Consider the following 23,704-nt stretch of genomic DNA (forward strand, 5'->3'; position numbering starts at 1 on the left):
GCTACCTTTGCACGCTGTAAGGCTAGTGCAAAAACAGGCTTTTCCCGCGCCGTCTTGTCTTTTTTTATGGAGTGACGCGTGCATCCGCTCCAACGCTTTGAACAGGATCAGGCAACCCTTTGTTCAAGAATTTGCAGCCTTTTGGAGACAGCGCTACCTTAGTGCCTCGATTTTTGTTTGGCAAGCCGCCTGATGACCTCTAAGAACGATAAAAATACGCGCACCACGGGTCGCCCGACCCTCAATGAAGTTGCCCGCCTGGCCGGCGTCAGTCCGATTACCGCCTCCCGCGCCTTGCGTGGCATCAGCACCGTGGCCGTGGACCTGGTGGAAAAAGTGCAGCAGGCCGCTGCCGAACTCAGCTACGTGGTCAACCCCGCCGCCCGTGCCCTGGCCTCGGCCCAGAGCCATTCGGTGGTGGTGCTGGTCCCATCGCTATCCAACCTCCTGTTTATCGAAACACTGGAAGCCATTCATCAGGTACTGCGGCCCAAGGGCTTCGAAGTGCTGATCGGCAACTTCCACTATTCCCGCGATGAAGAAGAAAACCTGCTGCGCAACTACATGGCCTACCAGCCACGGGGGTTGCTGCTGACCGGTTTTGATCGCACCGAAAGTGCCCGACGGATGGTCGAGGCCAGTAACGTGCCCTGCGTCTACATGATGGACCTGGACCCTAACGCTGGCGTGAACTGCGTGGGGTTCTCGCAATTGGCGGCCGGTGAAACCGCGGCGGCGCATCTGTTGTCCCGTGGGCGCAAGCGCCTGGCCTATATCGGCGCGCAACTGGACCAACGCACCTTGCTGCGTGGCGAAGGCTTCCGCCGCGCGCTGCAACAGGCGGGGTTGTATGACCCGGCGCTGGAGCTGCTCACTCCGCGCCCCTCCTCCGTGGGCCTGGGCGGTGAACTGTTCCTGCAGTTGCTCGCGGCGCACCCGGATGTGGACGCGATCTTTTTCGGCAACGACGACTTGGCCCAGGGCGCACTGCTCGAAGCCCTGCGCCATGGCATCAAGGTGCCGGAGCGCGTGGCGGTGCTGGGTTTTAACGACCTGCCGGCCTCGTCCTTTATGGTGCCGCGCCTGAGCAGCATCAGCACGCCGCGTGAGGCGATTGGTCGGCGTGCGGCAGAGCATTTGTTGACGATCATGGCGGGCAACAAGATCGCCAAGCCCGTAGTAGATATGGGATTTGAATTGCAGGTGCGGGAGAGTACGTAGGCCCCTTGTAGGAAGCGCCTGACATTGCGGTAAGCGCCTTGCCCGGTTGCCTACGCTTACGTCAGAATCCGCCGGCTTGTGCGCATGGGTGGCGGTCTTTAAGGTTTGCCGGTCGCTGAATTTCTCGGTGATCGGGTTTAGTAGCCCGACCTTGCTCACACAAGATGCATGAGCCTATCGATGCTTGATGGTGGCTGTGCGCAGGGCGCCTTCGGGTGCGCCGGGTTTGTGTGGGGTACCGGTCTACTAACTTGCGTACAGCTGCCACCCTCGTTTAGTAGCGATGAGGTATCAGCCCAAATCAGGTACTTCAATTATGCAAAGCACCCATCCCACGCATGCGCTCTTCACCGTCATCCCCGAGACGCCCACCGAAACCCTGCTGATCAACAGCTACGAAACCATGTGCTCCGTCAGCACCTTGCTGCTCGACCTGTCAGATGAACTCAGCGGCAAACAGCGCGATGTCGCCCTGGCCATTCATCAGCTGAGTGAGCTGTCCGTCCTGCTGGTCGGCAAGGCCATCGACCAACATACACCGCGCTGCTAAGGCTTCTGCCCGGTCAAACGTGTGGGGAGCCAGCCCTCTCCCACATTTTTAATCTACTCGCGCGTTGAAGTCTCGCCGTCGCTTAGGGTGCCTGTTAGATTGGCTGCTCTCCAAATGCGAGGGAAATATCATGGGACACTCACTGAAAATCTTGGGTCGCACCTCCTCCATCAATGTGCGCAAAGTGCTCTGGACCTGCCACGAACTGGGCATAGACTACGCACACCAGGACGACTGGGGCATCGGCTTCAAGCCCACCCAATCCGCCGAATTCCTCGCCCTGAACCCCAACGCGCAAATACCGGTGCTGATCGACGACCACGGTGTGCTGTGGGAGTCGAACACCATCTGCCGTTACCTCGTCAGCCTCTACCAACGGTACGACCTGCTCCCTGCCGATCCCGCCCCACGGGCCCGTGTGGAGCAATGGATGGACTGGCAAGCCACAGAGCTCAATCGCGCCTGGGGCGATGCATTCACCGCCCTGGTGCGTAACAACCCTGATGGCCTCGACGCCGGGCAGATTAAAATCGCCGTGCAGGTCTGGAACGACAAGATGGGCATTCTGGAGCAACAGCTGGCCAAGACCGGCGCGTATGTGGCGGGTGATGAGTTCACGCTGGCCGATATCCTGATCGGACTATCGGTGCACCGTTGGCAGATGACCCCGATGGAGCGCCCGCCCTACCCCGCCGTCGCAGCGTACTACCAACGACTTGGCCAGCATCCCGGCTTCAAGACGTTCGCACTCGACCTCGCTAACTGAATCCCCGACGCGCCGCTGGTACAGCGCAGACGGCAACGCATGGCCGGCCGGGGGACAACTGTTGCCGCAGCGGCCATGCCATCTCCAACAAATACGGGTATTCCGCGCCCGGCACGGTATTTGCTCCAGCTGTCACACCGTACATTTACACAGGTGACCGATCATGCTGGTTAACAACAACGCTCAAGCCATGTCGATCGTCGAAAAGATCAAGCGGCCCGACATGGACCCCGCCAACGCCGCCGCCAGTGCGTTGTACAGCGGTGCCGTGCAGGCCGCGCAGCAAAGCGTGACCATGCCGGCCGCGCAGAAGGATCTGGACAAGGCCGCCGGCCGTATCGACGAAGCCTTCGCCAAGACCCGCGTGCAGTTGCAAGCCTGCGCAGCGGCCGCCACTACCTCGACGTCGACCGAAGTGCCTGCGGCCACGTCTGCCTCCGGCGCACGGTCGGAGTTCACCGACTACATGAGCAAATCCCCGGCAGAACGCATCCGTGAGCAACTGCTCAAGGAGCAGGGCTTGACCGAAGCGGATGTGCAGAACATGTCCCAGGAAAAGCAGGACGCGATTACCCAGCAAGTGGCCGAGCGCTTGAAACAGCAACAAGAGCAGCAGTTGACGGCTAAAGCGGTAGACCCGCAGGCGCAAACACTGAAAGAAACCCTGGCGGCGATCTAAGCCTCATAGATGATCAAAGGCGGGAGGGCTTGCTCTCCCACCCCTCGACGGGGTGTACCGACAGGAAACGTGTCTGCCGTCGAACACCCCTGAGCTGAAAGCTACTCAGTGCCCGAACAGACCGCTGTCGGACTTCTTGGCTTTCTTGTCGGCACGTTTTTCATCGGCGGTCTTTGCCGGTTTTTTCTTCGCGGCTTTCTTTGAATCCATACCTTTGGCCATGTTGCGTACTCCACTGTGAAGGGATGCAGCACTGGGTATACCACCTATTGCCCGGCAGAAGGCGCTTATAATCCCCACCCCCTCATCACGCTGCCTGAACACCATGCCCGAGTTGCCCACCGAACCGCTGGCAGAGCCCCTGTGGCCGCTGCTGAACAAGTTTTACCGCAGCCACAACTCACCAATGAAGGCACTCAAGGGTGGTCGCTTATGGGTGGCACGCGATGGCGAGATTGTCGCCGGGCTGTGCCTGACGCCCGTGGTGGGCGGGCAGTTCCTGACCGGGGTGTTTGTGGCGCCGGACTACCGCGGCCAGGGGCTGGCCACACGTTTGATACTGCGCGCGGTGGCCGAGGTGGAAGGGACGGTGTGGCTGCTGTGCCATCCAGACCTGGAGGGGTTGTATCGGCGCATGGGGTTCACCCAGGACACGGCGTTGCCACAATCGCTCAGCGAACGGCTGGTGCGCTATAAGCGCAACAAGCCGATGATCGCGATGGGGCTTTCGCCTCGGGAGTGATCGCCTGTTACAGGGCTTTGGTGGGGCTTGAGCGGGGTTTATTCGTCAGCGGCAGGGTCCATGTCGGGGAACATCACCTCGATAAAGCCGAACTTGCTGAAGTCAGTGATCCGCGACGGGTACAGGCGGCCGATCAAGTGGTCGCACTCGTGCTGCACCACCCGCGCATGGAAGCCATCGGCAAAACGCACGATGGGCTCACCCTTGGGGTCGAAACCCTCATAGCGGATCTGCTGGTAACGATTCACCGCGCCACGCAGGCCTGGGACGGAGAGGCAACCTTCATAGCCCTCTTCCAGCACGGGGCTGAGCGGCGTGATCAAGGGGTTGATCAGGATGGTCTGCGGCACCGGCGGGGCATCCGGGTAGCGTTCGCTGGCTTCGAAGCCGAAGATCACCAACTGCAGGTCAACGCCAATCTGCGGGGCAGCCAGGCCGACGCCCCCCACGTGCTCCATGGTCTGGAACATGTCATCGATCAATTGCCACAACTCGGGGCTGTCGAACATTTCTGGCGGGACGGCAGGCGCGATACGCAGCAGGCGCTCGTCACCCATTTTCAGGATTTCACGGATCATTGATCAGGCTCAGGAGTGGGCTTGGAGTGGTCCCGGCCGAGGCCAGAGACGTGCTGTTTTTCAACGGTGTGGCCGGGCTCATCGAACTCCTTTTCACCAGGGCTCTTACCTTCGGCCGACATGTGTTCGATCACTGCGTTCATCTCTGCACCGAGCAGCAGCACCGCCGCGGAAATGTAGAAGTACAGCAGCAGCACGATGATCGCACCGATACTGCCATACATCGCGTTGTAGTCCGCGAAGGTTTTAACGTAGTAGCCAAACCCCAGGGAGGCGACGATCCATACCACCACCGCCAGCACGGAGCCAGGGGTGATAAAGCGGAATTTCTGCTCGACATCCGGCATGACGTAATACATGAGGGCCACGGCGAACATCAGCAAAATCACGATCAGCGGCCAACGCACGATGGTCCACAGGGTCACCACGAATTCCTGCATGCCAATCTGCCCCGCCAGCCACTCCATCACCTGCGGGCCGAGGACCATCAACGCGGCGGCGGCCAGCAGCATGCCGGCAATGCCGACGGTGTAGAAAATCGACAGAGGGAAACGCTTCCAGATCGGCCGGCCTTCGACCACGTCGTAGGCGGCGTTCATCGCGCTCATCATCAGGCGCACACCGGCCGACGCGGTCCACAGCGCGATCACGATACCTACCGACAGCAGGCCGCCCTTGGACTGCTGTAACTGGTCGATCACCGGGTTGACCTGCTCCAGGGCCTGGGGCGGTAACACCAACTCCGATTGCAGGCGCAACCAGCTGAAAAAGTCCGGCAAATGCAGGAAACCGATCAGGGCAATCAGGAACAGCAGGAAGGGGAACAGCGAAAACAGCATCTGGTAGGCCAGTGCCGAGGCGTAGGTGGACATCTCGTCGTCGACGAATTCCTTGATGGTGCGCGCCAGCACCTTGTGCAGCTTGAGGCCATCGAGAACCGAAAAAATCATAGCGTCTCCTTTCGCCGCAAAGAGGGTGAGGTCGCGGGCGACTCAGGGGCCGTTTTCTACATCAAAGTAGCCCATTTGGCGACTTTGAAACAATTTCGAAAGTTTAGTTGCAAAGGCGCACATAAAAACGGCCATCCGTGGATGGCCGCTGTGCAGTCCAGGCATCGCCTTAGACGCCGACTTACTTGGTCGCTTTCTTGACTGCGTCTTTGGTGTCACCGACCGCTTGCTGCACTTCGCCTTTCTTTTCCTGGATCACGCCTTCAGCACGCAGCTTGTCGTTATCGGTCACTTTGCCGACGCCTTGCTTGATGTTGCCCACTGCCTCGTTCGCCAAACCTTTTGCCTTATCCGATGTGCTGCTCATGGTATTTCTCCGAAGGAACAATCAAGGGTTTTGGTCATTACCTAAAGATTGACCGGAGGCCGTTCGGCAGAGTTTCAATTATTTTCGGCGGGCATTTGATCGAAAGCGGCAGGTTTGACTTTATGTTTTGCAGCCAACCCACGAGAATGCCGGGCACATTCAGGCTATACCGCTGAATAACAGATCCCGTAGGAAGGTTATGAAACTCAATAAAGCACAGGCTATCGCCCGCAGAAACACCGAACTGGGCGGTGCCGTACTCGGCGTCAACAACTGCCATTTCACCGACCTGGACCGCAAACGCAATATCTGGTGGTTCGACCTGCCGGTAGGCCGTATTGCGGTGGGCCAGTACGAGTGGATTCACTTGTTGATGCATGACGCCGAGTCCGATCAGTTGCTGCACCTGAAGGTACCGACGGCTTACTTGCGTGAAAAACTCGAAGGGCTCGTAGTGCGCAATGCCGGCAAGCGCAAGCCGGAGATCACCCTGGAGCTGAGCGCCGATAAGGACTCGTTCCTCAAGGATGTGCGCCCGTCCGGTGCGGGTGTGAGCTTCGCGCAATTTGCCCTGTAACAACGAGGTTAAAACCGCACGTCAGGCAGCACGCATTAAAAAACCCCGCATTGCGGGGTTTTTTATGGGTTACTTCTTAAGACCCAGCTTCTTCAACTCTTCATCCCGCAACTCACGCCGCAGGATCTTGCCCACGTTAGTGGTCGGCAATGCATCGCGGAACTCCACGGCCTTGGGCACCTTATAGCCAGTAACATTGGCACGCATATGCTCCATCACCTGGTCTTTGGTCAGGGTGGCTCCCGGCTTGACCACGATGAACAGCTTGATGTGTTCCCCGGACTTCTCGTCCGGCACACCGATGGCCGCGCACTGCAGCACGCCCGGCAGGCCTGCGAGTACGTCTTCCAGCTCGTTGGGGTACACGTTGAAGCCGGAGACCAGGATCATGTCCTTCTTGCGGTCGACAATGCGCATGTAGCCGTCCGGCTGGATGATCGCGATGTCACCGGTCTTCAACCAGCCTTCGCTGTCGAGGATCTCGGCGGTGGCGTCTTCACGCTGCCAGTAGCCTTTCATCACCTGCGGGCCCTTGACGCACAGCTCGCCGACTTCGCCCAGGTCCAACTCCACGCCGTCATCGGTGATGACCTTGCACAGGGTCGAGGGCACCGGGATGCCAATGGTGCCGATCTGGATGTTCTGGATCGGGTTGACCGTCGCGACCGGGCTGGTCTCGGTCATGCCGTAGCCTTCGCAGATGCTGCAGCCGGTCACAGCCTTCCAGCGCTCGGCCGCTGCCAGTTGCAGGGCCATGCCCCCCGACAGGGTGACCTTGAGCGCGGAGAAGTCCAGCTTGCGGAAGCCTTCGTTGTTGCACAGCGCCACGAACAACGTGTTCAGACCGACAAAGCCGCTGAACTTCCACTTCGACAGTTCCTTGACCATCGCCGGCAAGTCGCGCGGGTTGCTGATCAGGATGTTGTGGTTGCCGATCAGCATCATCGCCATGCAATGAAACGTGAACGCATAGATGTGGTACAGCGGCAACGGGGTGATCAGGATCTCGCAGCCCTCGTGGAGGTTGGAGCCCATCAGCGCCTTGCATTGCAGCATGTTGGCGACGAGGTTGCGATGGGTGAGCATCGCGCCCTTGGCCACACCGGTGGTGCCGCCGGTGTATTGCAGTACGGCCACATCGCTGCTGGCCGGGCTGACGTCGCTCACCGGTTGACCGTGGCCTTTGGCGAGCACGTCGTTGAACTTGATCGCCTGCGGCAAGTGGTAGGCCGGGACCATCTTCTTCACGTACTTGATGACGCTGTTGATCAGCAGGCGCTTGAGCGGCGGCAGCAGGTCGGCGACTTCCGTGACGATCACGTGCTTGACGGCGGTCTTGGGTACGACCTTTTCCGCCAGGTGGGCCATGTTGGCCAGGCATACCAGGGCTTTGGCGCCCGAGTCATTGAATTGGTGTTCCATCTCCCGCGCGGTATACAGCGGGTTGGTGTTGACCACGATCAGCCCGGCGCGGATGGCGCCGAACACGGCGACCGGGTATTGCAGGACGTTGGGCAGTTGCACGGCGATTCGATCGCCGGGCTTGAGGTCGGTATGTTGTTGCAGGTACGCGGCGAAGGCGCCGGACAATTCGTACAATTCACCGTAGGTGATTGTCTTGCCCAAGTTGCTGAAAGCCGGTTTGTTAGCGAAGCGCTGGCAGGACTGCTTCAGTACCGCCTGAATATTTGGATACTCGTCTGGATTGATGTGTGCAGCAATCCCGGCGGGGTACTTATCCTTCCAAAAGTCTTCGTGCATGGAAGCCCACTCCTCAGCGACGCGAATTCATCATCGCATTTGATGCGATTATTATTGGTGTATGTTTTTTTAGGTGAATCTGGCGCTTTCAAGCAGGCCGAGACGTCACAAAGCGCGCCGAGAGTAGCAGCTTTGCCAGAGGCCGACTAGAGCCTGAAGAGGGTCCTACAGTCATAATCATGACTGTCCTACAATATCTGGTCACACTTTAAACGACGCTCAAATACCGCAGTAAAAGGCTCTGGAATAAGGCTTTCAGCACACCTGAACCAGATGTGGGAGCGAGTGTGCCCGCGAATACAGCGTATTCAGTCACTGAACATGTCGACTGATACCGCGCATTCGCGAGCACGCCCGCTCCCAGATTTTTGATTGCTTTTTAATTCAATATCACGCCATGTCGCGCAACTCACGCCGCAGGATCTTGCCGACCGGCGTCATCGGCAACGAATCGCGCAGCACGATCTGCTTGGGCACCTTGTACCCCGTGAAGTTGGCCTTGCAGTAGCTCTTCAACTCCTCAAGGCTGACCCCTTCGGCGCGCGCCACCACAAACAGCTTCACGGCCTCGCCCGTGCGCTCGTCCGGCACGCCGATCACTGCGCAGTTGGCGACGGCCGGGTGCGCCATCACCACGTCTTCGATCTCGTTGGGGTACACGTTGAAACCTGAAACGATGATCAGGTCTTTCTTGCGATCGACGATACGTACGAAGCCATCCTCATCGATCATCGCGATGTCACCGGTCTTGAGCCAGCCCTCGGCGTCCAGGGCCTCCGCGGTGGCGGCCGGCTGCTGCCAGTAGCCTTTCATCACCTGCGGGCCCTTGATGCACAACTCGCCGCGCTCGCCCAGGGGCAGCTCGACGCCTTGATCATCGATCACCTTCATCGCCGTCGCCGGCACGGGGATGCCCACGGTGCCGAGGCGGGATTTGTCGCCATAGGGATTGGTGCTGGCCACCGGCGAGGTTTCCGTCAGGCCGTAGCCCTCGCCGATCGCGCAGCCGGTAAGTTGCTGCCAGCGCTCGGCCGTGGCCTTGATCAGCGCGGTGCCGCCGGAGTTGGTGAGTTTGAGGTGGGAGAAATCCAGGCTCTTGAAGTCGGGGTGATCCATCAGTGCCACAAACAGCGTGTTGAGCCCCAGCAGCCCGGTAAAGCGCCACTTTTTCAGCTCTTTGATAAACCCGCCGATGTCCCGTGGGTTGGTGATGAGCACGTTGTGGTTGCCCGAGACCATCATGCACATGCAGTTCGCGGTGAAGGCATAGATGTGGTACAGCGGCAGCGGCGCGATCATCACCTCCTGCCCTTCCTTGATCAACGGGTGGCCGTCGTCGCCGGTCTGCGACATGCAGGCGCGCACCTGCTGCATGTTAGCCACCAAGTTGCCATGGGTGAGCATCGCGCCCTTGGCCAGGCCGGTGGTGCCGCCGGTGTATTGCAGTACGGCGATGTCATCCAGGGTCACCGGGTGGCGGGTCAGGCCAAGGCCCGCGCCCAGGCGCAGCGCGCGCTTGAACGACACCGCACGCGGCAGGTGATAGGCCGGGACCATCTTTTTGACCTTGTCGACCAATGTGTTGACCAGCCAGCCTTTGGCGGCGGGCATGAAGTCGCCCATCCTGGCTTCGATCAGGTAGTCGATCTCGGTATCTGTGCACACTTCCTGCACCCGCGAACCGAACAGGTTGAGGTAGACCAGCGCACGCACACCGGCGTCCTTGAATTGATGGCGCATCTCGCGCGGGGTGTACAGCGGGTTAGTGTTGACCACAATCAGCCCGGCGCGCAGGGCGCCGAACACCGCGATGGGGTAATGCAGCACATTGGGCATCTGCACCGCGATGCGCTCGCCGGGCTTGAGGTCGGTGTGCTGTTGCAGGTAGCCGGCGAACGCCGCGCTCTGACGCTCAAGCTCGGCGTAGGTCAGGGTAACGCCCATGTTGCTGAATGCCGGACGGTCGGCAAAGGCCTTGCAGGAACGCTCGAAAACTTCGATCACCGATTTATAGGCTGAGAGGTCGATGTCGCTGGGAACGCCCGCCGCGCGTTTGTCATTCCAGAATTCAGGTTGCATTATTCTTGTCCTCTTACCTGAGTGTGTCCGGCCGCTTATAGAAAGCGGAGCTTTGGGGACGTTAGCAGCTATGGCCAAACAGGCAAATACACTCAATCGTGTCATTGATTGTATGAATCTTGCACCTGACGCGTAGGCAGATACCGCGCCCTGCGGCAGATCAGCTATACACTGCAACGACCCGAGCAGACCCTGAAGAAAGGAAGCGCCATGAACCACAGCACCTTCTGGCTGACCGCGAATGACCACAGCCGCCTGTACGTCAATCAATGGATGCCTGACGGGCCGGCACTTGCGGTGGTCATGCTGTCCCATGGCATGGCCGAGCACAGCGGGCGCTATGGGCGGTTGGCCGAGGCCTTGTGCGGCGCAGGCTACGGCGTGTACGCAGCGGACCAGCGCGGCCACGGGCGCACCGCCGATGAAGGCACGCTGGGGTTGTACGCCGAAAAGGATGGCTGGAACAAAGTGGTGGGCGACCTCGCCAGCCTCAACCAGCACATCGGCCAGCAGCATCCGGGGCTGCCGATCATTCTGCTGGGCCACAGCATGGGCAGCTACATAGCGCAGGCCTACCTATTGCACCACAGTGCCAGCCTGCATGGCGCGGTTCTCAGCGGCTCGAATTTCCAGCCGGTGGCGTTGTACCGCGCCGCTAGAGTGATCGCCCGTGCCGAGCGCTTGCGCCAGGGGTTGCGCGGCCGCAGTGCGCTGATCGAGTTCCTGTCGTTCGGCTCGTTCAATAAAGCCTTCAAGCCCAACCGCACGGCATTCGACTGGCTCAGCCGTGACCCGGTTGAAGTCGACAAGTACATCAACGACCCGCTCTGCGGTTTCCGCTGCACTAACCAGCTGTGGGTCGACCTGCTCGGCGGCTTGCAGCAAATCAGCAAAGCGTCCAATCTCGCCCAGATCGATCCGGGCCTGCCGATCCTGGTAATGGGCGGCGAATGTGATCCGGTGAGTGAGGGCAAGCGTCTCACCAGCCTGGCCAACGCACTGCGTGCGGCCGGTAGCCGGCATTTGCAATTGAACATTTACCCGCAGGCGCGTCATGAAGTGTTCAACGAAACCAACCGCGATGAAGTGACCGCAGATCTGCTGGCATGGCTCGACCAGGCCCTGACCTTGCGCAGGCCGGCCCGCTGCGAATAAATTTTATTTTAAAATCAGCCGTTTAAAATCGGCCGATACTTACCGATTAGCCACAGGATGCACCTTTAGATGACCCAGGTAACCAACACCCCGTACGAAGCCCTCGAAGTCGGCCAGACCGCCAGCTACAGCAAAACGGTTGAAGAGCGCGATATCCAGCTGTTCGCCGCGATGTCCGGCGACCACAACCCGGTGCACCTGGATGCCGAATACGCTAAAGCGACCATGTTCAAGGAGCGGATCGCCCATGGCATGTTCAGCGGCGCCTTGATCAGCGCAGCGGTAGCCTGCGAGCTGCCTGGGCCGGGAACTATCTATATTGGCCAGCAGATGAGCTTCCAGAAGCCCGTCAAGATCGGCGACACCCTGACCGTACGCCTGGAGATCCTTGAGAAACTGCCGAAGTTTCGTGTACGCATTGCCACCCGTGTGTTCAACCAGCGTGATGAGCTGGTGGTGGACGGCGAGGCGGAAATCCTTGCGCCGCGCAAACAGCAGGTCGTGACCTTGACCGAGCTGCCGCCGATCAGCATCGGCTGATTCAAGCGCCACACAACAAATGTGGGAGGGGGCTTGCCCCCGATAGCGTCTTGTCAGTCACCGGATATGGACTGATCTACCGCCATCGGGAGCAAACCCCCTCCCACTTTTCTTAGCGCATTTACAGCACAGGGCTTACGACTGAGCGCGAGCCTGGTTACGCAGGGCTTTTACCTGGTCGTGGTTGCGCTGTACGCCGTGGTACTGACGCTCAACCAGGTCACGAATGCCCAGCAGGTTGTGCTTGTTGATCTTCTCGATCGCGTCTTTATAAGCCTTGAGTGCGTGGTCTTCACCGCGCTCGGCTTCGTTCAACACAGCCTCTTCGTCTTTACCGGTGACCATCGACTTCACGTCGACCCAGCCACGGTGCAGCGCGCCAGCCACGCTACCGGAATCTTCCGGATCACCACCCAGGGCACGCACAGCGGTCTTCAGCTCGGCGGCGGCGGTGGCGCAATCAGCGGAGCGCTTGGCGAACAGCGCCTTGAGCTCTGGATGCTTGATGTCTTCGGCGCATTCCTTGAAGCCTTTCTGGCCGTCAATGCTGGTCTCGATCAGGTCGTTGAGTACAGAGATCGATTCTTTGTTGATATCAGTCATTTTCCAATTCCTTAGGCAGGTTAAACAAAGGGTTGTCTTAATGATTGCAGCGCCCGTGCCAGGTTTTGAAAAAGTACTTTTATTTTAAATATCAATAACTTAAAAATTATTGAACCATCTGTATCGACGTTATTTGCATGATCTGTCATTTGGCCTTCATGCAGAATGCCTGTATTTTCCCAAGTCTCTACTCTCGCCGCTGAAAGCCCATGAACCCCGAAAAACTGGAACTGCTGATCACCCGCCAGATGCCCTTCGGCAAATACAAAGGCCGGATCATCGCCGACCTGCCGGGGCCTTACCTGAACTGGTTTGCCCGCGAAGGTTTCCCCCACGGTGAACTCGGTGGTTTGCTGGCCTTGATGCAGGAAATCGACCACAACGGGCTCTGCGAACTGCTCGAGCCGCTGCGCGCGAAACACGGCAAACCCGCCCCTCGCCATTAATTGAGAGCCCCGCCATGCCAAGGAATGCAGACAACGAACGTCACTGGCAGGCCATCGCCGGGCGCTATGCCCTGGAGCCAGGTCCGATCAATCTGGAAAACGGCTACTTCGGACGCATGAGCCGTGACGTAGAGGCGCAGTACCTGGAGCACGTCGCGTTTATCAATCGCAGCAACTCGGTGCACGTGCGCCAGCGCTTCGAGCGAGGCCAGAACGTCGAGATCCGCCGGCAATTGGCCGAACTGATCGACGTAGATCCACAGGCGGTCGCCTTCACCCGCAACGCCACCGAAGCCCTGCAATCGCTGATCCGCAACTACAACCGCCTGCAACCGGGTGATCAGATACTGATCAGCGACCTGGAATACGACACGGTCAAAGGCGCCATGCGATGGTTGGCCGGGGTTCGTGGTGTTGAGGTGATCGAGGTGTGCCACGTGCATCCGGCGAATGTCGACAGCCTGGTGCAGACCTATCACGATGCCTTCGCCCGGCACCCACGTTTAAAGCTGATGGCGCTGACCCACGTCACCCACCGCACCGGCCTGGTAATGCCCGTTGCCGAGGTTGCCAGGCACGCCCGCGAGCATGGCATCGACGTGATCCTCGACGGCGCCCACGCCCTGGGCCAGATCGATTTCAACCTGGCCGCGCTGGGTATTGAGTTCGCAGGCTTCAACCTGCACAAATGGATCGGCGCGCCACTGACCCTGGGCTTTATGTACATCGCCCCGGAGCGCCTGGCCGATATCGACCCGGACATGGGCGAGTTTCACTACCCCATCACGGATGTACGCGCTCGCACCTCCTACAGCACACCGAACTTTCCAGCGCTGATGACCCTGCCATTGGTATTTGAGGAACATCGGGCCTTGGGCGGCGCGGCGGCCAAGGGTGCGCGGGTGAACTACCTGCGGGATTTATGGGTGGGCCAGGTGCGGCCTCTCGCAGGCATTGAGGTGCTGACGTCGGATGACCCGCGACTGTATTGCGGGATCACCGCCTTCAAGTTCATTGGGCGCGATCAGGAGCTGATGGTGGATCGCTTGCTCAAGGAGCACGACCTGTTTGTGACCACCCGAACGGGGGCAGCGTTTGGTACCTGTATTCGGGTGACGCCGGGGTTGGTCACGTCGGCATTGCAGATCAATGCCTTGGCCAATGCGATTGGGCGACTCAATGCGGGCTAGCCATCGATGAGCGGGCGCCCCGCGGTTTTTGGCAGGCAAAAAAATGCGGTACACCGACCAAGTGCACCGCAAAAATGCCGTCAAGCACGGCAACAACGATTCGGTAAATCAGATCAATCCAGCAACGCCAGCGCCTCGGCGGTGACTTCCTGGATACGCGCCCAGTCGCCGTTCTTGACCCACTCAGGGTCGAGCATCCAGCTACCGCCCACGCACATCACGTTTTTCAACGCCATGTAGCTTTTGATGTTGGCCGGGCCGACGCCGCCGGTGGGGCAGAATTTCACCTCGCCGAACGGGCCGCCCAGGGCCTTGATCGCCGCCACGCCGCCGCTGACTTCGGCCGGGAACAACTTGAAGCGGCGGTAACCCAGGCCATAGCCTTCCATGATGCCAGAGGCATTGCTGATACCCGGCAGCAACGGGATCGGGCTGTGCACCGAGGCTTCCAGCAGGTCGCGGGTAATGCCGGGGGTGACGATGAACTGCGAGCCCGCCACCTCGGCCGCTTCGAGCATGTGACGATCGAGCACGGTGCCGGCGCCGGTGCACAGTTCAGGGCGCTGTTCGCGCAGCACCTGAATGGCCTTGAGGCCGAACTCGGAACGCAGGGTCACTTCCAAGGCGGTCAAACCACCGGCCGCCAGGGCATCGGCCAGCGGCAAGATGTCCTGTTCGCGAGCGATAGTGATCACCGGCAGGATCCGCGCCTTGGCGCAGAGGCTGTCGATCAGGGCAACTTTGTCCGCCATGGAAACGGTCGGTTGAGGGCTTTTCATAGCGGCTGATCCTTGGCTCATGGGCACCAGTAAATCTCTAATGTAGGTTGCAAAAACGCGCGAATCGGCATGGCAGCAACGTCGTCACTGGCCAGGGCGGCGCTCAAGGTCGTCAATTTGGCACTGCCGGAAATCGACAGCACGGTGTAGTTGGCCGTGGCCAGCAACGCGCGACTCATGGTCAGGCGCTGGTGCGGCACGGTCGGCGCCAGCATCGGCCAGCAACGGCGGGTACCGTCGGCCTGCAGGGCGTGCGCCAGATTCGGGCTGTCGGGGAACAGCGATGCGGTGTGGCCGTCATCGCCCATGCCCAATACCAGCACATCAATGGCCGGCAATTCGGCGAGCAGGCGATCGGCCTGCTCTGCAGCGTCTTCAAGGGTTGCCGTGGCGCTGTACAGGCTCAAAAATTTGGCCTTGGCAGCCGGGCCTTGCAACAGGTGCTGCTTCAACAAACCGGCATTGCTGTCGGCATGCTCTACCGGCACCCAGCGCTCATCGGCCAGGGTGACGGTGACGTTGGACCAGTCCAGGCCTTGCTTGGCCAGGTGCTGGAAAAACGCCACGGGGCTGCGGCCACCGGACACCACCAGGGTCGCTTCGCCACGGGCACTGATGGCCGCGCGCAGTTGCTCGGCCACATCGTTGGCCAGGCCTTCGGCCAACAATGCCGGCGTGCGGTACTCATGGGCCGTTACGCCCTGAGGCAGTTTCAATTCAGATATCGCCATACCACGACCTCCCATCCCGCGTGATCAGTGCAATGGAGCTCATCGGCCCCCAGGACCCCGCCGCATACGGCTTGGGCGCATCACCGGATTTTTTCCACCCGGCGATCAACTGGTCACACCACTTCCACGCGGCTTCGATTTCATCTTTGCGAACAAACAGGTTCTGATTGCCGCGCATCACTTCCAACAGCAGACGCTCGTAGGCATCCGGGATGCGTGCGCTGCGATAGGTGTCGGAAAAATTCAGTTGCAGCGGGCCGCTGCGCAGTTGCATGCCTTTGTCCAGGCCCTGCTCCTTGGTCATCACACGCAAAGAAATACCTTCGTCCGGTTGCAGGCGGATGATCAGTTTGTTGCTGATCTGCAAGCGCTGCTCGGGGGCGAAGATGTAGTGGGACGGTTCTTTGAAGTGGATAACGATCTGCGACAGTTTTTGCGGCATGCGCTTGCCGGTGCGTAGGTAGAACGGCACCCCGGCCCAACGCCAGTTACGGATATCGGCCCGCAATGCGACGAAGGTTTCGGTGTCGCTCTGAGTATTGGAGTTTTCTTCCTCCAGGTAACCCGGTACCGCTTTGCCGGCGCTGTAGCCGGCGATGTACTGGCCACGTACCACTTGGGTGGTCAGGCCGTCCGGACTGATGGGCGCCAGGGCCTTGAGCACCTTGACCTTCTCGTCGCGGATACTGTCGGCGGACAAGTCGGCCGGCGGGTCCATGGCGATCAGGCAAAGCAGCTGCAGCAGGTGGTTCTGGATCATGTCGCGCAGTTGGCCGGCCTTGTCGAAGTAACCCCAACGGCCTTCGATACCGACCTGCTCGGCCACGGTGATTTCCACGTGGGAGATGTAGTTCTGGTTCCACTGGGTTTCGAACAGGCTGTTGGCAAAACGCAGGGCGATCAGGTTCTGGACAGTTTCTTTGCCCAGGTAGTGGTCGATACGGTACGTGCGGTTTTCCGGGAAAAACTGCGCTACGGCGTCGTTGACCTTGCGCGAGGATTCCAGGTCCGAGCCGATGGGTTTTTCCAGCACCACGCGGGTGTTTTCCGCCAGGCCAACCTTGGACAGGTTTTCGCAGATCGCGCCATACACCGCTGCGGGCGTGGCGAAGTACGCGATCAGGGTCTGCGCGGTGCCGGCGATTTCCGCCAGGGCCACGTAGTCGTCAGCTTTCATGAAGTCGACATGCACGTAGGTCAGCCGCGCCAGGAAGCGCAGGACGATGGTTTCGTCCAGTTCCTTGCCGACGTACTTACGCAGCTCTTTTTCGATGTGCGCCAGGTGCTGTTGCTCGGAGCCGGCTTCACGGGCCAGGGCCAGGATGCGCGTGTCGTCGTGCAGCAGCCCGGCGCCATCGAGTTGATAGAGGGCAGGAAATAACTTGCGCAGCGCCAGATCACCCAAGGCGCCAAACAGGGCAAAGGTGCAGGGTTCTACGGTTATCGAAGGCATGATGTTTGTTCTTTTATCAAGTTAAGCTACAAATACCTTTTTTCAAGGCATCACTCAAGGAAAAATGTAGTAATAACCACAACATTTTCCGGAAATACGCATTCCGAGTGGTGGTGTTCAGCTACCCTCAGTAGGATAGGCCACCGCGAAAAGCCACTCGTCGATTGGCTGCCGCCCTTTATTTGCATCGTCGCCCGAAGGAAAGACTGAATGGACCGCGTGCGAAATCTTCTGGAACAGATCCGGAACCGCCTCGAAGAATTGAACAAGGCCGAGAAAAAAGTCGCCGAGGTCATCCTGCTCAACCCGCAGCAGGCGACCCGCTTCTCTATCGCCGCCCTCGCCCAAGCCGCCTCGGTCAGTGAACCGACGGTCAACCGTTTCTGCCGTTCGTTCGGCGTCAGCGGTTACCCTGAACTTAAATTGCAGTTGGCGCAAAGCCTGGCCAGCGGCGCGGCGTATGTCAGCCGCGCCGTGGAGGCCGATGATAACCCCGAGGCCTATACCCAGAAGATCTTTGGCAGCGCGATCGCGTCCCTGGACAGCGCTTGCCAGGCACTGGATCCCAACCTGATCAGCAAGGCCGTAGACCTGCTGATCCAGGCGCGCCAGATCCATTTCTTCGGCCTCGGTGCGTCAGCCCCGGTGGCCATGGATGCACTGCACAAGTTCTTCCGCTTTAACCTCTCGGTCACGGCCCACGCCGATGTGCTGATGCAGCGCATGATCGCGTCGGTGGCCCATACGGGCGAGCTGTTCGTGATTATTTCCTACACCGGGCGTACCCGTGAGTTGGTGGAAGTGGCGCGTATCGCGCGGGAAAACGGCGCCTCAGTGCTCGGCGTCACCGCCGAGAACTCGCCACTGGCCAAGGCCAGTACGGTGAGCCTGAACATTCCGCTGCCCGAAGACACCGACATCTATATGCCGATGACCTCGCGGATCATCCAGTTGACCGTGCTGGACGTGCTGGCGACCGGCATGACCTTGCGCCGTGGCGTGGATTTCCAGCCGCATTTGCGCAAGATCAAAGAGAGCTTGAATGACAGTCGGTATCCGGTGGGGGATGAGTTCAACTAAGCCGCAATCTTTGCCGTCAGTTCCAACCCTTCGCGAGCGAGCCCTGCGCCACGTTTGACCGATTTCGACCTTGAAATACGCGCGAATTGGGCGGGCTTGCTCGCAAAGAGCCCACCAGCCACACCGCTAAAGCCCAGCACGGGCCTGCAGACTCAGGTGTGCTCTCTCCCCCGGCGCCAAACGGGCGCCGGCCACCGCCGACTCCACGCACACAAACCCCGACGCCTCGTTGAAGCTCACCCCCAGCAGCGGCCGGCTGCCCGGATGCCACACCACGGTGTCAGCGCTGTCGCCAGTGTCGATGCACAGTTCGCGCTGCCAGGCGTGGTCCTTGAGGTGCAACTCACCCTCATGCTGAAACACCCGCTGGCACCCACCCTCCACCCGTAACTCGCCTTCCTGCTGGCAGACCTGGCGATTGAGCTGGTCGTAACCTTGAGCGCCATCAAGCCCAGACAGCGCTATCTCGTCGACGTGACCAATACGCCAGTAAGCGTGCAAAGCATGGCTCAACTGGCACGGCAACTCGTCCTGGTGCTCGGTGCTCAAGCGCAGCTCCAGGGTGTCGCCCAGGTGCGCGTGCAGGTCCACCTGCCAGTCGCACAGCTGCAATTGCCAGTGCAGGCGCACGCCGTCGTCGTCGGTGCGGGTGTCGAGCAGCTTCCAGTCGATCAACCGTGCCCAACCGTGGGATGGCCACGCGTTCTCGCTCGGGTGACGGCCATACCACGGCCAGCACACCGGCACGCCGCCACGGATGGCACCGACCTGAGGCCACTTGGCCGCGCACCACAGCCAGGGTTTCTGGCCACGGGGTTGAAAATGCAACAGTTGCGCGCCCTGACGGCTGAACACCGCCTGGCACAGCGGATGGTCAATCACCAACACGTCGCGCAGCTGAAAGCGTTCCCAGGCGAACACCGGACGCTCGCGCAAGGATTTGAAAAAGCGTTGCAGCGGATGCTCATGCATGTGCCACGGTCCTGAAATTCATCGCAGTGCTGCTCAAAAAAAAGCGGATAGCCATGGCTACCCGCAAATGCGCACAGAGAGAAGGAGCTTATCGCAAAGCGTTAGAAGGTCGACTGAATTTTCAGACCCGCCACCAGCGCGTTGTCGACTTTATCCACGCCGCCCGGTTGCACGACGTATTGCAGGTTAGGACGCACGGTCAACCAGTTGGTGACGTGGAAGCCGTAGTTGATTTCGAAGTTGTATTCGGTCTCGCGAATCGGCGTGTACAGCGGGTTGTCGTAATCGCTCACGCCGTTGGCAGCGTTGAGCAGTTCCGAGTTTTTCTTCACGTCATCGTTGACGTGCAAACGCGCCGCGCCAATGCCGACGTCGTCTTTTGGACGCGCATCGAATGGGCCTTTGTACACCAGCATGATCGACTGGTAGTTGTCGACCAGGTTGGTTTCCTTGTCGTGGAAGGTGGCGTTGGCCGCAATATTCAAGCCGCGCGAAGCGTCGCCGTTGTGCGTCGTGAGTTGTTGTTGGGCAACGAACCAGTAGCCTTTCTTACTGCTGCGGGTGCGGTAGTTGGCGCCCGTGGTAGCGGCATCGTTACCGTTGACGTCTTCACGCACGTCGCTGGCATCGGCGGCGCTCTTGTAGTAACCCACGCGGTATTCGCCCGGCAGGTTGTTCACCTTCGGCGACCAGACCAATTCCACCGGGATCACGGTGCCCTTGGTGCCGCTGCCGCTGAGCTTGAAGCCGTTGCCGTGCTCGAGCTGCGATGGGTTCTGGTTGTAAGCACCGATCTGCGCATACAGTTCAGGCGTGATGTGGTACTTCACGCGGATTGCCGCCTGGCTGACCGGCCAGTTGTACCAGGTGCTGACGTAGTTACCCACTTGGGAACCGCAGAACGACAGGTTCTGGAAGTCGCATGGGAAGGTGTTGAAATCTTCGCCTTCACCGAAGTAACCGAGTTTCACATCCAGCTTGTTGTCGAACATCTGGTGCTGGATCCAGAACTGGGTCAGACGCACCATGTGGCCACGGCCGTAGACTTCCATCGACGAGCTGAGCGTGCCGGCACGCGGGTCGCCAATACGGTCGTTGGAAATGTTCTGGCCATTACGGTTGGTCAACTGGATCTTGGCCTGAGTGTTATCCCAGCCCCACAGCTTTTGCAGATCCAGTGCCACGCCCAGACCGAACTGGTCGGAGTAACGCCCGGTTTTGTCGTCGTTGTAGCCGCCGTGCAGGTTGGCGCCCATTTCCCCAACGTAGTCCGCCTTGATGTCGATACCTTGCTCGATCAGCTTGGTACGTTCACCACCCCAATCACCGGTCATCCATTTGGAGTCGGCGCTGAAAGCCTCGTCCGCCATCGCATTGGCGGACAAAACCAGAACGGCTGCAGCTGACAGTTGGCAGATCAGCCGGGTGTTGTTGTGTTGCTTTTTCATCCCTACATCCTCGTCTTTATTGTTATTAAACTGTTTTTATCTAACGCGGGTTACATTTTTTAACTAAAACAACAGGTTAACGTGCTCAGCGACCCGTGAACTGGGCCACGTTATCGGCATGCCCGTGCGTCGGCAGTGACGCTGCCGTGCCCAGGCGCTCACCGGTGTTGGCGTCAAACAGCAGCACCTTCGCCGGATCGAATTGCAGGGTCAGGGTCTCACCCACCTGAGGGGCCACATCGGGCGCCAGGCGGCAGCAGACCTTGGTGTCATTGAGTTGCACAAACACCAGGGTGTCCGGGCCGGTCGGCTCGGTCACCTGGACTTCAGCACGAATGCTCGACGCACTGTCGCCCTCGCCCACCGCCAGCATGATTTGCTCCGGGCGCAGGCCCAGGATCACGTCGCGGTCTTCAAGGCCGGCATCGGTCACGTTCAGCGTCAGCTCACAACGGGCCTGGCCGCTGTCCAGCAGGGCCACCAGGCGACCGTCCTTGCGCTGCAGGCGCAGGGGCACGAAGTTCATCGGCGGCGAGCCGATAAAGCTCGCCACGAACTGGTTGGCGGGATTGTTGTAGATGTCTTTTGGCGTGCCGAACTGCTGGATGATGCCGTCCTTCATCACCGCCACTTTGTCGCCCAGGGTCATCGCTTCGATCTGGTCGTGGGTGACGTAGACGGTGGTGGTTTTCAGGCGCTGATGCATCAGTTTCATTTCGGTGCGCATCTCGACGCGCAGCTTGGCGTCGAGGTTGGACAGCGGTTCGTCGAACAGGTAGATCTTCGGCCGACGTGCCAGGGCACGGCCCATGGCCACGCGCTGCTGCTGGCCGCCGGAGAGCTGGCCCGGCTTGCGATTGAGCAGGTGTTCGATCTGCAGCAACTTGGCCACGCGCGCCACTTCGGCGTCGATGTCGGCTTGAGGCATTTTGCGAATCTTGAGGCCGAATTCGATGTTCTCGCGCACGCTCATGGTCGGGTACAGCGCGTAAGACTGAAACACCATGGCGATGTCGCGATCCTTGGGGCTCATGCCACTGACATCCTGGTCACCGATCATGATCGCGCCGCCGGTGATGGTCTCCAGACCGGCGATGCAGTTCATCAGGGTGGACTTGCCGCAACCCGAAGGGCCGACCAGGATCAGGAATTCGCCTTCCTTGATCGACAGTTCGATGTTCTTCAAGGTGTCGGGCAAGCCCGCGCCATAGGTCTTGTTTACATTGCGAAGTTCAAGCGTAGCCATGATTACCCCTTGACCGCGCCGGCCGTGAGGCCGCGCACGAAATACTTGCCTGCGATCACATAGACCAGCAGGGTCGGCAGCCCGGCGATCATCGCCGCCGCCATATCAACGTTATATTCCTTGGCCCCGGTGCTGGTGTTGACCAGGTTGTTCAGCGCCACGGTGATGGGCTGGGAGTCGCCACTGGAGAACACCACACCGAACAGGAAGTCGTTCCAGATCTGCGTGAACTGCCAGATCAGGCAGACCATGATGATCGGGGTGGACATCGGCAGAATGATCTGACGGAAGATGGTGAAAAAGCCGGCACCGTCCAGGCGGGCAGCCTTGATCAGCGCATCGGGAATGCTCACGTAGTAGTTACGGAAGAACAGCGTGGTGAACGCCAGGCCGTAGACCACGTGCACAAACACCAGGCCGGTGGTGGTACTGGCCAGGCCCATCTTGCCAAGGGTGAACGACGCCGGCAGCAGCACGGTCTGGAACGGCAGGAAGCAGCCGAACAACAGCAGGCCGAAGAACAGCTGCGAGCCACGAAAACGCCAGAACGACAGCACATAGCCGTTCAATGCGCCAATGGCCGTGGAGATCAGTACCGCCGGAACGGTAATCTTGATCGAGTTCCAGAAGTAGCCATCCACCGTCGCCCACGCCTTGACCCAGCCGATGCCGCTGACCACGGTGGGCCAGCTCAACAGGTTGCCGGTGCTGATGTCTTCCGGGGTTTTGAAGCTGGTGAGCAGCATCACCACCAGCGGCACCAGGTACAGCAGCACCGCGAGGATCAGCACCGCGTAGATCGCGATGCGGCTCAGGCTGATGGGGGGTTTGGAAGCGAGACTAGTCATTACGTTTGGTCCTCAGCTCGGAGTAGAGGTAAGGCACGATGATCGCGAGGATCGCACCGAGCATCAGGATTGCACTGGCCGAGCCCATGCCCATCTGGCCACGGCTGAAGGTGAACGAGTACATGAACATCGCCGGCAGGTCGGACGAGTAGCCGGGGCCGCCGGCGGTCATGGCCGCCACCAGGTCGAAGCTCTTGATCGCAATGTGCGCCAGAATCATCACCGCACTGAAGAACACCGGACGCAGGCTTGGCAGCACCACGCTCCAGTAAATGCGCGGCAGGCTCGCACCGTCGATCTGCGCGGCACGGATGATCGATTGATCAACGCCACGCAGGCCGGCCAGGAACATGGCCATGATGAAACCGGAGGCTTGCCACACGGCGGCGATCACCAGGCAGTAGACCACGCGGTCCGGGTCGATCAGCCAATCCAGGCGAAAGCCTTCCCAGCCCCAGTCACGCAGGAGTTTGTCCAGGCCCATGCCCGGGTTAAGCAGCCATTTCCAGGCGGTACCGGTGACGATCATCGAGAGCGCCATCGGGTACAGGTAAATGGTGCGGATAAAGCCTTCGCGACGGATTTTCTGGTCGAGGAAAATCGCCAGCGTCACGCCGATAACGAGGGTAATGCCAATGAACATCCCGCCAAACAGCGCCAGGTTCTTGCTCGCCACCCACCAGCGATCGTTGTCGAACAACCGCTCGTATTGCGCAAGACCCGCCCATTTGTAGCTCGGCAGGAACGTAGACGTGGTGAACGACAGTACAAACGTCCACAGGATGTAGCCGTAGAAACCCACCAACACGATGAACATGCTGGGCGCCAGCACCAGTTTGGGGAGCCAGCGCTGCAGCGCATCGAACGGCGAGGCTTTGCTGAACACAGCAACAGAACTCATGGGAAAATCCACTGAAAGAATAAGGGCGACTGCAAGCTACAA

The 23,704-nt window shown here is 59.8% G+C and carries 25 protein-coding genes; 11 read left to right on the plus strand and 14 right to left on the minus strand.

Annotated features, from left to right (window positions below; all coding sequences use genetic code 11):
- Nucleotides 1–189 precede the first annotated feature (189 nt).
- From PSH59_RS19970 to PSH59_RS19990, 5 genes are all read left to right on the plus strand, one after another.
- The gene (locus PSH59_RS19970; protein WP_305395318.1) at nt 190–1,221 is read left to right on the plus strand and encodes a LacI family DNA-binding transcriptional regulator; all 1,032 of its coding nucleotides are present in this window, start codon (nt 190–192) and stop codon (nt 1,219–1,221) included.
- Nucleotides 1,222–1,537: 316 nt separating this feature from the next.
- On the plus strand, nt 1,538–1,771 hold the full coding sequence (locus tag PSH59_RS19975; RefSeq protein WP_248080148.1) for a DUF6124 family protein: 234 nt from the start codon (nt 1,538–1,540) through the stop codon (nt 1,769–1,771).
- Between the two features lie 130 nt (nt 1,772–1,901).
- A complete protein-coding gene (locus PSH59_RS19980) occupies nt 1,902–2,537 on the plus strand; it encodes a glutathione S-transferase family protein (RefSeq protein WP_305393512.1) in 636 nt (211 codons plus the stop codon).
- A gap of 163 nt (nt 2,538–2,700) precedes the next feature.
- On the plus strand, nt 2,701–3,216 hold the full coding sequence (locus tag PSH59_RS19985) for a hypothetical protein (RefSeq protein WP_248080144.1): 516 nt from the start codon (nt 2,701–2,703) through the stop codon (nt 3,214–3,216).
- Nucleotides 3,217–3,541: 325 nt separating this feature from the next.
- Nucleotides 3,542–3,958 carry a GNAT family N-acetyltransferase gene (locus tag PSH59_RS19990; RefSeq protein ID WP_305393513.1) on the plus strand — a complete coding sequence of 139 codons (417 nt, stop codon included), beginning with the start codon at nt 3,542–3,544 and terminating at the stop codon, nt 3,956–3,958.
- A gap of 38 nt (nt 3,959–3,996) precedes the next feature.
- Here PSH59_RS19990 and def read toward each other — a convergent pair whose 3' ends face one another.
- The 3 genes from def to PSH59_RS20005 form a co-directional block, all read right to left on the minus strand.
- Nucleotides 3,997–4,536, minus strand: coding sequence for a peptide deformylase (gene def / locus PSH59_RS19995; RefSeq protein WP_248080140.1), 540 nt, complete (start codon nt 4,534–4,536; stop codon nt 3,997–3,999).
- Nucleotides 4,533–5,486 (minus strand): YihY/virulence factor BrkB family protein, encoded by a 954-nt coding sequence (locus tag PSH59_RS20000; protein WP_305393514.1) that lies wholly within the window; start codon nt 5,484–5,486, stop codon nt 4,533–4,535. Before PSH59_RS20000 ends, def begins: the two co-directional genes overlap by 4 nt.
- A 181-nt stretch (nt 5,487–5,667) precedes the next feature.
- Nucleotides 5,668–5,853 carry a CsbD family protein gene (locus PSH59_RS20005; RefSeq protein WP_248080137.1) on the minus strand — a complete coding sequence of 62 codons (186 nt, stop codon included), beginning with the start codon at nt 5,851–5,853 and terminating at the stop codon, nt 5,668–5,670.
- Between the two features lie 199 nt (nt 5,854–6,052).
- Between PSH59_RS20005 and PSH59_RS20010 the strand changes: the two genes are divergently transcribed.
- The gene (locus PSH59_RS20010; protein WP_248080135.1) at nt 6,053–6,430 is read left to right on the plus strand and encodes a hypothetical protein; all 378 of its coding nucleotides are present in this window, start codon (nt 6,053–6,055) and stop codon (nt 6,428–6,430) included.
- Between the two features lie 69 nt (nt 6,431–6,499).
- On the opposite strand, the gene fadD1 is transcribed toward PSH59_RS20010, so the two are convergent.
- Together fadD1 and fadD2 are read right to left on the minus strand one after the other, a co-directional pair.
- A complete protein-coding gene (gene fadD1 / locus PSH59_RS20015) occupies nt 6,500–8,191 on the minus strand; it encodes a long-chain fatty acid--CoA ligase (RefSeq protein WP_248080133.1) in 1,692 nt (563 codons plus the stop codon).
- 390 nt (nt 8,192–8,581) lie between these two features.
- On the minus strand, nt 8,582–10,270 hold the full coding sequence (gene fadD2, locus PSH59_RS20020) for a long-chain-fatty-acid--CoA ligase FadD2 (protein WP_305393515.1): 1,689 nt from the start codon (nt 10,268–10,270) through the stop codon (nt 8,582–8,584).
- A 210-nt stretch (nt 10,271–10,480) separates the two neighbouring features.
- Here fadD2 and PSH59_RS20025 point away from each other — a divergent pair, with 210 nt between their 5' ends.
- Complete coding sequence (locus PSH59_RS20025) at nt 10,481–11,425, plus strand: alpha/beta hydrolase (RefSeq protein ID WP_248080129.1); 945 nt, start codon at nt 10,481–10,483, stop codon at nt 11,423–11,425.
- Nucleotides 11,426–11,494: 69 nt separating this feature from the next.
- Complete coding sequence (locus tag PSH59_RS20030; RefSeq protein WP_003175719.1) at nt 11,495–11,965, plus strand: MaoC family dehydratase; 471 nt, start codon at nt 11,495–11,497, stop codon at nt 11,963–11,965.
- 135 nt (nt 11,966–12,100) lie between these two features.
- On the opposite strand, the gene PSH59_RS20035 is transcribed toward PSH59_RS20030, so the two are convergent.
- Nucleotides 12,101–12,568, minus strand: coding sequence for a PA2169 family four-helix-bundle protein (locus PSH59_RS20035; protein ID WP_248080127.1), 468 nt, complete (start codon nt 12,566–12,568; stop codon nt 12,101–12,103).
- 209 nt (nt 12,569–12,777) lie between these two features.
- Between PSH59_RS20035 and PSH59_RS20040 the strand changes: the two genes are divergently transcribed.
- Both PSH59_RS20040 and PSH59_RS20045 read left to right on the plus strand, forming a co-directional pair.
- Entirely contained in the window at nt 12,778–13,014 is a 237-nt protein-coding gene (locus PSH59_RS20040; RefSeq protein WP_248080125.1) for a DUF3820 family protein, read from the plus strand.
- A 14-nt stretch (nt 13,015–13,028) separates the two neighbouring features.
- Nucleotides 13,029–14,204, plus strand: coding sequence for an aminotransferase class V-fold PLP-dependent enzyme (locus PSH59_RS20045; protein ID WP_305393516.1), 1,176 nt, complete (start codon nt 13,029–13,031; stop codon nt 14,202–14,204).
- Between the two features lie 113 nt (nt 14,205–14,317).
- Here the strand turns inward: PSH59_RS20045 and PSH59_RS20050 are convergent, their stop codons facing one another.
- From PSH59_RS20050 to zwf, 3 genes are read right to left on the minus strand one after another with little or no spacing between them, the layout of a single operon-like run.
- The gene (locus PSH59_RS20050) at nt 14,318–14,983 is read right to left on the minus strand and encodes a bifunctional 4-hydroxy-2-oxoglutarate aldolase/2-dehydro-3-deoxy-phosphogluconate aldolase (RefSeq protein ID WP_069076884.1); all 666 of its coding nucleotides are present in this window, start codon (nt 14,981–14,983) and stop codon (nt 14,318–14,320) included.
- A 17-nt stretch (nt 14,984–15,000) separates the two neighbouring features.
- Nucleotides 15,001–15,714, minus strand: coding sequence for a 6-phosphogluconolactonase (pgl, locus tag PSH59_RS20055; RefSeq protein ID WP_248080120.1), 714 nt, complete (start codon nt 15,712–15,714; stop codon nt 15,001–15,003).
- Nucleotides 15,701–17,167 (minus strand): glucose-6-phosphate dehydrogenase, encoded by a 1,467-nt coding sequence (zwf, locus tag PSH59_RS20060; RefSeq protein ID WP_248080118.1) that lies wholly within the window; start codon nt 17,165–17,167, stop codon nt 15,701–15,703. The genes pgl and zwf overlap by 14 nt, the downstream gene beginning before the upstream one ends.
- A gap of 219 nt (nt 17,168–17,386) precedes the next feature.
- Between zwf and PSH59_RS20065 the strand changes: the two genes are divergently transcribed.
- The gene (locus PSH59_RS20065) at nt 17,387–18,247 is read left to right on the plus strand and encodes a MurR/RpiR family transcriptional regulator (RefSeq protein ID WP_169851198.1); all 861 of its coding nucleotides are present in this window, start codon (nt 17,387–17,389) and stop codon (nt 18,245–18,247) included.
- A gap of 126 nt (nt 18,248–18,373) precedes the next feature.
- Here the strand turns inward: PSH59_RS20065 and PSH59_RS20070 are convergent, their stop codons facing one another.
- The 5 genes from PSH59_RS20070 to PSH59_RS20090 form a co-directional block, all read right to left on the minus strand.
- On the minus strand, nt 18,374–19,219 hold the full coding sequence (locus PSH59_RS20070; protein ID WP_248080116.1) for a D-hexose-6-phosphate mutarotase: 846 nt from the start codon (nt 19,217–19,219) through the stop codon (nt 18,374–18,376).
- Between the two features lie 101 nt (nt 19,220–19,320).
- Nucleotides 19,321–20,667, minus strand: coding sequence for a carbohydrate porin (locus tag PSH59_RS20075; RefSeq protein ID WP_248080114.1), 1,347 nt, complete (start codon nt 20,665–20,667; stop codon nt 19,321–19,323).
- Nucleotides 20,668–20,752: 85 nt separating this feature from the next.
- A complete protein-coding gene (locus PSH59_RS20080; protein WP_305393517.1) occupies nt 20,753–21,913 on the minus strand; it encodes an ABC transporter ATP-binding protein in 1,161 nt (386 codons plus the stop codon).
- Between the two features lie 2 nt (nt 21,914–21,915).
- Nucleotides 21,916–22,761, minus strand: coding sequence for a carbohydrate ABC transporter permease (locus PSH59_RS20085; RefSeq protein WP_305393518.1), 846 nt, complete (start codon nt 22,759–22,761; stop codon nt 21,916–21,918).
- Nucleotides 22,754–23,662, minus strand: a complete 909-nt coding sequence (locus PSH59_RS20090) for a carbohydrate ABC transporter permease (RefSeq protein ID WP_003175732.1) — start codon at nt 23,660–23,662, stop codon at nt 22,754–22,756. The genes PSH59_RS20085 and PSH59_RS20090 overlap by 8 nt, the downstream gene beginning before the upstream one ends.
- Between the last annotated feature and the right edge of the window lie 42 nt (nt 23,663–23,704).

It is taken from the genome of Pseudomonas sp. FP2309 (assembly GCF_030687575.1).
GTDB lineage: Bacteria > Pseudomonadota > Gammaproteobacteria > Pseudomonadales > Pseudomonadaceae > Aquipseudomonas.